Genomic DNA, 11,347 nt, shown 5'->3' on the forward strand with positions numbered 1-11,347 from the left:
GCGCTCAGTGCGGCGGCGGTGCCCCGGGTGGCACGGAGGGCGGCCCGCGCGGCGTTGGCGCCGGGTGCGCCGTGCACCCCGCCGCCCGGGTGCGCCGAGGCGGAGGCGAGATAGAGGCCCTTGACCGGCGTCTCCGGCCGGCCGGTGCCCGGCACGGGCCGGAAGAACAGCTGCTGGTGCATACCGGCCGTGCCCCCGTTGATGGCTCCGTTGTGCAGGTTGCCGTCGGCGGCCTGCAGGGCGGCCGGGGACAGAATCCGCCGCTCGCGGATCAGGGCGCGGAACCCGGGCGCGTACCGCTCGACCTGCTGCTCGACCCGGTCCGCCATCGCCTGCTGCTCCGACCGGTCCCACCGCCCGGACAGGCGGTCGGGGCCGGCGTCGCCCTTCACCCGGTGCGGCACGTGGGTGTAGGCCCACGCCGACTCCGTGCCGGCCGGTGAACGTGTCGGGTCCGTGGTCGTCATCTGCCCCAGCAGCAGGAAGGGCCGGTCGGGTACGAGCCCCCGGGCGATCTGCGAAGCGAACCGGGTCAGCTCGTCGACGCCCTCGGCGATGTGGACGGTGCCCGCCGAGGCGGCCCGGGGGCTCGTCCACGGCACCGGCCCGTCCAGGGCCCAGTCGACCTTGAACGTGGCGAAGTCCCACTGGAAGCGGCGCAGATCGGCCAGCAGCCGGGGCGGAAGGTGCGCCGGGGCGACCAGCTCCCCGTAGAGGGAGGGCGCCGACACGTCGGCCAGCACCGCCCGGCGTACCGGGATCGCCTCCCGGGCCGCCGTACGGACGCCTTCGGCGCGGCCCTGCCGGACCACCACCTCGGTCACCCGCTGCCCGCACCGCACGACCCCGCCGCGTGCCTGCAACCGCCGGACGAGAGCCGAGGTGAGCGCGCTCGCGCCTCCGGTGGGGACCGGGAAGCCGAAGAACTGCCCCAGCATGGCCATCAGCCAGCCGAACCCGCCGCTGCCCGCCGCCTCGGGGGCCAGGTCCGCGTGCAGCGCGTTGCCCGCGAGCAGCAGCCGGCCGCCTTCGCCGGCGAACTCCTCCTCACCGAACCGCCGCACCGGCAGGACCAGACTGCGGGCCAGCCTGAGTCCACCGGCGGCCCGGAGCCGGGCTGCCAGCACGGCGCCGGCCCGGACGGGCGGGAACGGCGCGAAGAGGGCGCGGACGATGTCCTCGCCCAGGCGGTCCCAGATGTGGCACAGGTCCAGCCAGCTCTGTCCGTCACCGGGCGCGAAACCCTCGAGCCCCGCCGCGGTCACGTCCCTGTTCCGGTCCAGCACGGCGCAGCTGCCGTCGAGCAGGGGGTGCGCCAGGACGTGCGGGGCGTGGCTCCAGCGGAGACCCTCGCTGCCCAGGTCCAGACCGGCGAGGACCGGGGAGGCGGCGGCCAGCGGATAGAACGAGCTGAACATGTCGTTCACGTACTCCGGGTGGACGCCCGTGTCGCTGCGCACCGCGCCACCCGGGGTGTCCTGCGCCTCCAGCACCTCCACGGTCCAGCCGGCGTCGGCGAGCAGGTTGGCGGCGACCAGGCCGTTGGGGCCGCTTCCGATCACCACTGCGTCGACCATCGGGTTCCCTTCGCCGGAGGAGAGACAGCACCGACCGGACGCGTCGGGCCGGGGGAGATCACCGGGGACCACCCGCCATTCAGGAGATGCCACGCAGGACGGCGCCCCGCTCGTCCGCCGTCTCCTCGACCACCCGGGCCAGCCGGGCCAGCATGGAGCGGTGCCGGATCTGGAGGACGCCGTCCAGCAGCGTGTTGTGCAGGATGCCCCCGACACCGCTCAGCGGGTGCTCGTCGACGATGAGCAGGGTCCTGTCCTCACCCCACGGCCTGATGTCGAAGGCGATGCGCGCCGTTCCCAGCCGTCCGCTGTCGGCCTCCAGCTCCAGGGCGCCCGGCCGCTCGATGCGCCGGACGGTGGTGCGGCCGCTCAGCTCCTTCGGCCCCAGGTGGACGGTGTAGGTGATCGAGGAGCCCAGCTCCGGCCACCGGCCCTCCGCGGGGCGGGAGTCGCTGGTGCCCACCACCCACTGCCCGTACAGTTCCTCGTCCTCCAGGACCGCCCACAGGGCGGAGGGCGGACGGTCGATGAGGTGGTGCCGGACTGCCATGGATCCTCCCGTATGCGTCAGGTCACTCGTGCGGTCGCGGTCTCCCCTCGGGGAACCGCATGCCGTGGTCCGTGTCTCAGGGGCGGCGCCAGTCGCCGGAGCGCAGGTGGGACCCGGCCTGCGGCCCCATCCGCAGCATCCCGCCGTCGACCACCCAGGAGGCGCCCGTCGTGTACGACGATTCCGGGCCGGCGAGGAAGGCGACGACGGAGGCGACCTCGCGGGCGTCCCCCGGGCGTCCGAGCGGGATGCCGGGCCGGTCCGCGCTCTGCACGTCGGCGTCCTCCTGCCCCGTCATGGGGGTGGCGATCTCGCCCGGGGCCACGGAGTTCACCGTGATGCCGTACTCGGCGAGCTCCAGGGCCATGACCTGGGTCAGCAGGCCCAGTCCGCCCTTGGCGGCGCAGTACGGGGCGGCCCCGACGCGCGGCTGGTGTTCGTGGACGGAGGTGATGTTGACGATGCGTCCGCCGCTCCCTTGGGAGATCATGCGGCGGGCGGCCCGCTGGGAGCAGAGGAACGGCCCCACCAGGTCGACGTCGAGCACCTGGCGGACCGTGGCGTGGTCCAGGTCGAGGAACGGTGTGGAGGTACCGGTGCCCGCGCAGTTCACCAGGACGTCGACGCGCCCGAGTTCGTCCGCCAGGGTGTCGACGGCCTGCGCCGCCCCGGGCAGCTCGGTGAGGTCCAGCCGGATCGTCGCGGGGCGGCGGCCCGCTTCCCGCACCTCGGCGGCCGTCGCCCGGGCCCCCTCCTCGTCGGTGTGCCACGTGATGCCGACGTCCATGCCCTGCTGGGCCAGCTTCACGGCCACAGCCCGCCCGATACCTGAATCGGCCCCGGTCACCAGGGCGACGGGGGCGACGGGGCGGCTGTTCTCGCTCATCGATTCCTCCAGCGCTAGGGGTTCGGGCGCGGCGCACACCGCTTGGAGCGGGTACCACCGCGACCGGGTGCCAAACATCACCGCCGGGCTCCTCCCGCCCCGCCGCCCGGGGGGACCCCGGCGCGCGCCCGTTCGAGCAGCCGGCGCCTGCGCCGGGCGGCCGCGGCGCCGTCGCCCGGGGACAGGCACCATGACCACCAGTCGTCCAGCGCCCCGGCGGACACCTCCTCGCAGGGCAGCACGGCCGGCCAGCGCAGGGCCTTCGCCTGGGCCGACACCTTGGCACCGCCCCGCACCGGGTCCACGACCAGTGCGGGAACGCCCGCGCGCAGCGCCAGCACCATGCCGTGCAGGCGATCGGTGATCATGACGTCGAGCCTGGCCACCAGGGCCATGTACTGGTCCGCGGTCCGGCACAGGTGCGGGTCCTCGCGCGCCAGCCGGGTGTCCGCGTCGACCCGCGCGCAGTCCTTGCCGGCCAGCCAGGGAAGCAGGACCCCGGCGACGGCCTCGTGGCCGCGCCGGTCGGCGTACTCACCCTGGCCGTACGTCAGGGCGATCCCGGCCACGGGCGGCGCGGGCCGCGGGGGAGCGGACGCCGCCAGGTCCGGCGACGGCCTCCCGCCCGCGCCGTCGCGCGCCACGATCCGGTGGAAACCCCGCGCGGCCGGGCCGTCCGGGTCCACCACGCTGACCCCGACGGCCAGCCGCCTGCACCCGGCGTACCGGCGGTGCAGCCCGGCGATCTGCTCGCCGTGCACGGGCCCGCACACGAAAAGCACCTGCTCGTACGCCTCGGGCCGGGCCTCGTCGAGGGTGAGCCCGCCGGGCTCGAAGACGGGGCTCCAGGCGGTGTCATGGCCGATGCCCAGGTGGCCGAGCGCCTGCGACGCGGCTCGCTGGGCGAGGGCGTCCCCGGCGGTGACCTCGCCGTCCAGGAAACTGAACCAGCCGGTCACCAGTACGCGCCCCGCGGGGCTGCGTGGGCGGAGCAGGTCGTCCAGGATCGCCGGCAGGTGCCACCGCGTCATCTGCTCACACTCCTCGGGTCCGGTGCCGGGTCCCGTTCCGCTTGCTGGGTGCCTTCGGGTTCGCCGGCGGGCGTCAGGTCGTCGAGCAGGGCCTGGGTGTCGGCGAGCAGGCTGCCGATCGACGCCGTCACCCCGGACTCCGCCCCGGACAGGGTCCCGTGCATGGCCGTGTGGGCCTCGTGGGCGCGCGCCAGGTGCTCGCGGCGCAGCCGCCTCGATTCCGTGCCGGGCCCGTCCTCCATGACGGCCCGGTCGACGCGGCACACCTCGGCGGCGGCGGTCAGCAGGGCACTCAGCTCGGTCAGCGTGGCCGCCGGCGGCCGGGGCAGCCGGCGGCGGTCGGACGCCGTCTCCAGGAGTGTCAGCGTGAGGGTCAGCAACCGGTCGCTCACCCGCGTCCACACGGAGTCCCACGCCTCCGGCGGTGCCGCGCGGACGTTGCGCCTGAGACGCTGGGCAGGGTTGAGCCGGACGCTCTCGTACGCCCATCCGCGGGCGTCGCGCAGGTCCGCCAGGTCCCGGTACAGGGCCTGTGCGCCCTCGTACCAGCCGGTGGCCCTGGCCTCGTCGTAGTCACCGGCGCCCCCGGCGATGTCCCGCAGCAGGTCCGCGCAGGTCATCGGCAGCGCGCACGCCAGCCGGCTGACCTGAAGGGAGTGGACGGGAGGCAGTACCAGGGCGTTCACGGCGATCCCGACGGCGGCGCCCACCGCCGTCTCCAGCAGGCGGTGCCCGACCGCGTACGGCGAGTACGAACCGTAGGCCAGCACGAACAGCGCGGTGGTGGGCGCGTACAGCCCCTGCCCGCCGACCGGGGCGCAGTTGCCGATGAGCACGGCGAGCGGGAGCACCACGATCATGGCGGTCATCGTGTCGCTCGTCAGGGCCGCGGCGCCCGCGGCGAGCAATGTTCCCGAGGTGATCATCAGGAGCAGCTCGGCGGCCGTGCGCACCGACCGGTAGACGGTTCCCTGGACCAGCGCCACCGCCGTCCAGGGCGCCATGAGCGCCATGGGCGCCTGCAGCCACCAGCCCGTCAGCGCCCAGGCGCCGGCGGCGGCACCGGCGGCCTTGAGCGACTGGACCAGCAGGTAGCGGTCGGGCCGGGTCGTTCCCCGTACGAGGGGGCGGGGCCACACCCTCACCGGGCGCGGGGCGTCGAGGGCGGGCAGGTCGTGCGTGGCGTGCGGGCCGCCGCAGGGCAGCCGGCACCGCGGCGGGCGGGGGACGGGCCGAAGCGGCGGGTCACCGGGCCTCCTGAAGGGTCTGGGCGCGCAGTTGTTCGCAGCACTGGCTGAGCAGCCTCGAGACGTGCATCTGCGAGATGCCGAGCGCCTCGGCGATGCTGACCTGCGTCATGTCGCGGAAGTAGCGTAGGTAGAGGATGGTCCGCTCCCGTTCGGGCAACCGGCTCAGTCCGGGCTTGACGGCCTCGCGGTCCACGGCGACGTCGAGGGCCGGGTCGCAGTGGCCGAGCGTGTCCCCGAGCGAGTAGCCGTCGTCCGTCCCCGGCAGTTCGGCGTCGAGGGAGAGGGTGCTGTAACTGTCCAGGGCCTCGAGTCCCAGCAGGACGTCCTCCTCGCAGAGGCCGGACTCCGCCGCGATCTCCGCGCAGGTGGGGGAGCGCCCTTCGAGTGTCTGGGCGAGTTCGCGGCGGGCGACACGCACCCGGTTGCGCAGGTCCTGCACCCGCCGGGGCACGTGCACGTCCCAGGTGTGGTCGCGGAAGTGCCGCTTGAGTTCTCCGGTCACCGTGGGCACGGCGTACGTCTCGAACGCCTTGCCGCGGAAGGGGTCGTAGCGGTCGGCGGCCTTGACCAGGCCCATGGCCGCCACCTGCCGCAGGTCGTCCATGGACTCGCCGCGGTTGCGGAACCGGGACGCCAGCCGGTAGGCCATGGGCAGCCAGGCGCAGATCGTCTCACGCCTCAGTTCCTCCCGCTCCGGGCCGTCCGGCAGCGTACGCAGTCGCCGAAAGGCGGCGTCGGTCGACGGACTGTCGGCGTGCGGACGCCGGGCTGTACGGGACGAATCGGCCATGACACTCACTCCCTCGACGGCGGATGCCGGTCACCGTGGGAGCACACCGCATCGGACGGGTCCCGCCCGGAGCGGAGCTCCCACGGGCGTACCTCTTGTCCGAAGCACAGAACCCACCATACCCGCTCAAACTCGGGCCGAACGGAGGGGCCGGCTCACCGAGTCCGGCGCGTCGGCACCTCGGTCGGCCGATGCCCCGGTCGCACCGGCTCGGGGCCGGTGCCCGGGACGCCGGCGCCCTGGTCAGGAAACCGCGAAGGGGCTGTGGTCCAGGCGGGTGAGCAGCTCCGCCGCGTCCTCGTACACGGCCTTCGCGCCCGCGTCCTCGAGGTCCGCGCGCGGGATGCCGCCCGAGAGCAGCGCGACGGCGGCGACACCCGCACGGTCCGCCGTACGCATGTCCCACACGGTGTCTCCGACGAACACCGCTTCCCCGGCGTCCGCCCCCGCCAGCTCCAGCGCGTACTGCACCGGTTCGGGAGCAGGCTTGCCCTCGTCCACGTCGTCCGAACTCGCCGTGTCGAGGATGGCGCTGTCGGCGTCGACGGCCGCTCTCAGCGCCGTCAGCTCGGCCCCGCTCGCCGAGGTGACGAGCACGACGCGCCAACCGCGTCCGGCAAGCTCCCGCAGCAGGTCACCGGCTCTCTCGAAGGCGGGAAGCCGGTCGAAGTAGGTCCCGTACAGGGTCTTGTGCGCCGCGCTGATGGCCGCGTCCTGGCTCCGGTCGCGGTCCTCGCCGAGCAGCCGCGCGATGAGATCGTCCGAACCGAGGCCCACCGACCGGTGGATCTCCCGCATCGGCACCGCGTGGCCGGCCTGCCGGAAAGCCTCCCACCACGCGACGACGTGCAGGTGATTGGTGTCGGCGAGAGTGCCGTCCACGTCGAAGAGTGCTGCCTTTGCCATGTCCCATCGCTTCTCTCGCTGTGCGCCTTCGCCCATCGGGCCGGATACGGCGGCGGGGTGCGGGGGCCCGGTGGGTCCGTCGCGGACCACCCGCCCCGGCACCGGCTCCGCTGCCGCAAGCCCGGGGGCGTCGGATGCCCGGGGGCCTCAGATGCCCGAGGGCTCGTCGTTCTCCTCGTCGACGACGTGGACGGCGGCTTCCTCCGCCGACGCCGCTCCGCCGTCGATGCCCACATCCTCGGCGAACACGTCGGTGTTGCGGCCCGTGTCGTCGACGGCCGTCAGCCGTCCGGCGCGGACGTCCCCGCCGATCTCCTCCAGCGGTTCACCCTCACCCTGCGGGAGGTCACCGATGCCGTCACCCTCGGGAGGACCCGGTTCCGCCACTTCCTGGGCGAGCCGCTGGTCGAGCGACTCCCCTTCGCGTTCCTCCGCGATGGTCGTGCCGTACTTGTCCACGGCCAGGGGCCGCTCGGGAGGCGAGTACCCCTCCTCCATCTGGTCGTCCAGATCGCGTTCGCCCAACGCGTTCTCCATGTCGAGCTCGTCGCTCGGCCGGTTCTGCACACCGTCGTTGGGTGGCAGGTAGACGTCGTCGCCGCGTGCCCCGTCGGTCATGGCCCGCTCCTTTCCCATTCCTGCCGCGCCCGGGAGGCGCGTTCTCTCAACGCCCGAGAGCCTGGCGCAGTTCGTCCTTGTTCATCGAGGAGCGCCCGTCGATGTTCTTCTTCCTCGCCTCGGCGTAGAGCTGGTCCCTGGTGGGCCCCTTCGCACCTCGGTGCGAGCGCTCGCCGCCCCGCTGAGGAGCGGACTTCCGGTCCTGGGTGGACGTCCTACTCGCCGTCCTCGACTCACCCGACCTGGCGCGCTCCTTGTTCACCGTCCGGGCGGCGATCTCCTTCGCCCGCCCCTCGGACGTCCCCCGTTCCTCCTGGCTCTGTCTGATGTGTTCGTACTGCCGCTCGCGCTTGGGGCTGGATCCCGCGGGCATGGTGTGCTCCTTCCCTGTGCGGTCCGGGGCCGAGGGTTCCGGGCCCGTCGTGCCCGGGCGCCGTCACCCGCCCGACACACGCGTTTCCCCTGCGGAGCCGGCTAAACGGGCGAGTCGGTGGCCGGCTCCTTCCGGGAGAGCCGGTGGCGCCCGCACCGGGTACCACCGCGTACGGGCCACCGAAGGCATCGGGGCAGCGTTGGGGGCTGTGGTCTCAACCCTCCAACGCCTGGGCTCCCTCGTACGCCGGGAGCTTGTTGCCTGGAGTACCCGGTAAATACGGACCGAACCGGGTCACATGCTCGTGAGGATCTGCGGGGAGAGGTTCTTCAGCATGGTGTCGGTCCAGCGCATCTGACGCAGTGTCCGCGGGTGGCAGAAGGAGACCAGCTCCAGCAGGCCGGAGTCCCTCGACGCCTGGGGGCCCCTCCAGCCGGTCCAGGATCCGCATCCACCGCACCGGCTGGGTCTCGGCGAGGTCGTGGCCGTACAGGGCGATCACCTCGGCGTGGTCGATGTCGTCGTAACTGCCGGGCCGGCCGTCGGAGCCGAAGGACTCCTTGAGGGCCTCCGCGGTCGTCGCGGTGCACAGCCTCGTGTTGCCGTCGAGGTGGTTGGTGCCGATCCCTGCCCTGGCCAGCACGGCGAGTGTGTAGTACTCCTCCAGGAACAGCCGGCCACCGGTGTGGAGACCGACCGAACCGGGGCCGTGCTCGCCCAGCAGTTCCCGGGAGCGGGCTGCCACCAGGTCCATCGCCGTGTCCCAGTCCGTCTCCACCAGCTTCCCGCCACGTCTCACCAGCGGCCGGGTCAGCCGGTCGGCCGAGGCGTTGGCCTGCCAGCCGAAACAGGTCCTTGGGGCCCAGCCTGCCTCTGTTGACCCGGTCGACGGCGCGCCCGCGCACACCCACGATGCGGCCGTCCCTGACGGCGACGTCCATCGCGTCGCCGTCCGAGTGCGGGATCGACGCGGTCTGCACCCAGCGCTCCACCTGCCCGGGCTCCACACCGTCGGCCAGGCACATGTCGACCCTCGCCGGCCAGGGATCGTCACGGCCGTGAGGCGTCCGTCCGCCCCAGGGCTCCGAGATCCGGTCCACCGACCCTCGCATACCCACCTCCGTCGTCACGCCGCGCCCGGTCGCACGACCGCCCCTGCGTACCCCGGACCGGCACCGTCTGACGCCGACGTCGGCCCCGGCCACCACGAGGACCGCCGACACGAGACCGCGGTCCCGCCGCCGCGGCCTTCGGTGCGGGTACGTTCGCTGAGGCGTCACCGGTCAGTGCCCGGCCGGCGCACGCCATGCATGCCGAGGATCGGATGGGGATGTCGGTTGTGGAGAACGCCGTGCCGGCGCGGGGCGCCCCGTGCTGGATGCACCTGATGGTGAGCGACCTGCGGCGCGCGGAGGCCTTCTACGCCTCCGTCCTCGGGTGGGAATTCGGGGGCAGCTCGCTCGGCGAGGACGACTCGACGGCCTTCGTCGACGGCCGGCCGGTCGCCGGGATCGGTGTCCGGCCGCCGGGCTGGGACCCGGCCACGGTGTGGACGCCCTACTTCGCCGTCGAGGACGCGGACCTGACCGCCGCGCGGGTGCGCGAGCGCGGCGCCACCGTCGCGGTCGGCCCGCTGCGCAAGGGCCGGGGGCGTGCGGCGCTCGCCGCGGACCGGGACGGCGCCGTGTTCGGTTTCTGGGAGGGCCCCACACCCGCGTGGGCGGTGGAGGGGAGCGCCCCTCCCCGGCTGGAGCTGCGGACCCGGGACGTGTTCGAGGCGGCCATCTTCTACGGCGAGGTCTTCTCCTGGTCCGGTGCCGCCGGCGGTATCGAGGTCGTCTACGAAGGTGAGCGCGTCGTCGTCCGGGTGTCCGGCCGTCCGGTGGCACTCCTGCACGGTGGCGCCGTCGAGACGGACCCCGACCCGAGGGTCCGCCCCAGGTGGGTCGTCCACTTCGACGTCGAGGACACCGGACGGGCCGCGGAGGCCGCGGCCGCCGCCGGTGGGGCGGCGTACCCCGCCGCCCCCGGGCCCGGCGTGCAGGGTCCCGCATACGTCGTCCGCGACCCCGAGGGCGGACTGTTCACCGTGTCACCGCGCGCCGGCCGCTGAGCCGCGCGGAGCCGGGGGCGCCCGGCAGGGGTGTTCCGTCCGTCTGCGGGCAGGAGGCGGTGCAGGAACTGGACGAGGACAATCGAGAGGACCGTTGACCGCGGCCCCTGCCCGGCCGGGCAGGAGTTCCCGGTGGGCGGGCCGGAGAGGGGTGCCGTTGCGTTACGTCGGTGTGGAGGAGGAACTCCTGCTGGTGGACACGGACACCTACGAGCCGTGTGCGATGTCGGCCGCGGTGCTGGCCATGGCCGACCGGGCGGGAGCGGAGGACGACGTCTTCCAGAAGGAACTGCACAGGCAGCAACTGGAGTTCGCCACCAGCCCGCAGTCCGACATGGCCGCGCTGGAGGCGGAGATCCGGCGCAGGCGACGCGAGTCCGCGGAGCACGCCGGGAAGCTGGGCGCCTCGGTGGCCGCCCTGGCGACGTCCCCGTTGCCCGTCAGCCCGTCCATCAGCGCGGACGAGCGGTACCGCTGGATACAGCGGGAATTCGGGCTCACGGCGATGGAGCAGTTGACGTGCGGGTGCCACGTACACGTGTCCGTCGAGTCCGACGAGGAAGGGGTGGCCGTCCTCGACAGGATCAGGCCGTGGCTGGCCCCGCTGCTCGCCCTCAGCGCCAACTCCCCCTTCTGGCAGGGCGTGGACTCGGGCTACCGCAGCTATCGGAGCCGGGTCTGGGGGCGCTGGCCCTCCGCCGGGGCCACCGAGCTGTTCGGGACGGCGGAGCGGTACCACGAACACGTCGACGCCATGATCGCCACCGGCGTCGTACGCGACCAGGGCATGGTGTATTTCGACGCCCGCCTCTCCCACAACCACCCGACCGTCGAGGTGAGGGTCGCCGACGTGTGCCTCGACGCGTCGACCACCGTGCTGCTGGCCCTCCTGGTCCGGGGCCTGGTCGAGACGGCGGCGAGGGAATGGCGGGAGGGCACGCCACCCCGGCCGGTCGCCACCGGGCTGTTGCGCCTCGCCTCGTGGCGGGCCGGCCGCTCGGGTCTGGACGACGCGCTGATCCATCCGCGCACCCTCACCCCCGCCCCCGCGGAGGACGTCCTGAAGGCACTGCTCGCCCACGTGCGCGACGCACTCGAGGATATCGGCGACCTGCCGCTCGCCGAGGAGGGCATCAGCCGGCTCCTGCGCACGGGCAACGGCGCACGCCGGCAGCGGGAGCTGCTGAGCCGCACCGACGACCTGAGGGCGGTGATCGCCGACTGCGTCCAGCGCACCCAGGAGTGAGCGGGCG

At 73.7% G+C, this 11,347-nt stretch carries 11 protein-coding genes and 1 pseudogene; 2 read left to right on the forward strand and 10 right to left on the reverse strand.

Going from position 1 to position 11,347, the window contains the following annotated elements; translation table 11 throughout:
- The 10 genes and pseudogenes from ABZ371_RS21540 to ABZ371_RS21585 form a co-directional block, all read right to left on the reverse strand.
- Positions 1–1,577: NAD(P)/FAD-dependent oxidoreductase (locus ABZ371_RS21540; protein WP_358682074.1), on the reverse strand; the 1,577-nt coding region annotated here is incomplete at its 3' end.
- Positions 1,578–1,656: 79 nt separating this feature from the next.
- Positions 1,657–2,127 (reverse strand): SRPBCC family protein, encoded by a 471-nt coding sequence (locus tag ABZ371_RS21545; RefSeq protein WP_358682077.1) that lies wholly within the window; start codon positions 2,125–2,127, stop codon positions 1,657–1,659.
- Positions 2,128–2,203: 76 nt separating this feature from the next.
- Positions 2,204–3,013, reverse strand: coding sequence for an SDR family oxidoreductase (locus ABZ371_RS21550; RefSeq protein WP_358682080.1), 810 nt, complete (start codon positions 3,011–3,013; stop codon positions 2,204–2,206).
- 77 nt (positions 3,014–3,090) lie between these two features.
- A complete protein-coding gene (locus ABZ371_RS21555) occupies positions 3,091–4,044 on the reverse strand; it encodes a polysaccharide pyruvyl transferase family protein (protein WP_358682083.1) in 954 nt (317 codons plus the stop codon).
- Positions 4,041–5,189, reverse strand: coding sequence for an FUSC family protein (locus ABZ371_RS21560; protein ID WP_358682086.1), 1,149 nt, complete (start codon positions 5,187–5,189; stop codon positions 4,041–4,043). The genes ABZ371_RS21555 and ABZ371_RS21560 overlap by 4 nt, the downstream gene beginning before the upstream one ends.
- A gap of 100 nt (positions 5,190–5,289) precedes the next feature.
- Complete coding sequence (locus tag ABZ371_RS21565; protein WP_358682089.1) at positions 5,290–6,084, reverse strand: SigB/SigF/SigG family RNA polymerase sigma factor; 795 nt, start codon at positions 6,082–6,084, stop codon at positions 5,290–5,292.
- Positions 6,085–6,327: 243 nt separating this feature from the next.
- Entirely contained in the window at positions 6,328–6,990 is a 663-nt protein-coding gene (locus ABZ371_RS21570) for an HAD family hydrolase (protein ID WP_358682092.1), read from the reverse strand.
- Between the two features lie 147 nt (positions 6,991–7,137).
- Positions 7,138–7,608 (reverse strand): DUF5709 domain-containing protein, encoded by a 471-nt coding sequence (locus tag ABZ371_RS21575; RefSeq protein WP_358682095.1) that lies wholly within the window; start codon positions 7,606–7,608, stop codon positions 7,138–7,140.
- A gap of 46 nt (positions 7,609–7,654) precedes the next feature.
- Positions 7,655–7,981, reverse strand: a complete 327-nt coding sequence (locus ABZ371_RS21580; protein WP_358682098.1) for a plasmid stabilization protein — start codon at positions 7,979–7,981, stop codon at positions 7,655–7,657.
- A 418-nt stretch (positions 7,982–8,399) separates the two neighbouring features.
- Positions 8,400–9,093 (reverse strand): annotated as a pseudogene (locus ABZ371_RS21585) (molybdopterin-dependent oxidoreductase); the annotation flags it as partial.
- 218 nt (positions 9,094–9,311) lie between these two features.
- On the opposite strand from ABZ371_RS21585, the gene ABZ371_RS21590 reads away from it, so the two are divergent.
- A complete protein-coding gene (locus ABZ371_RS21590; protein ID WP_358682100.1) occupies positions 9,312–10,094 on the forward strand; it encodes a VOC family protein in 783 nt (260 codons plus the stop codon).
- Between the two features lie 157 nt (positions 10,095–10,251).
- Entirely contained in the window at positions 10,252–11,340 is a 1,089-nt protein-coding gene (locus tag ABZ371_RS21595) for a glutamate--cysteine ligase (RefSeq protein ID WP_358682102.1), read from the forward strand.
- Positions 11,341–11,347 lie beyond the last annotated feature (7 nt).

Origin of the sequence: Streptomyces sp. NPDC005899 (assembly GCF_040629645.1) — a bacterium.
Taxonomy (GTDB): Bacteria; Actinomycetota; Actinomycetes; order Streptomycetales; family Streptomycetaceae; genus Streptomyces.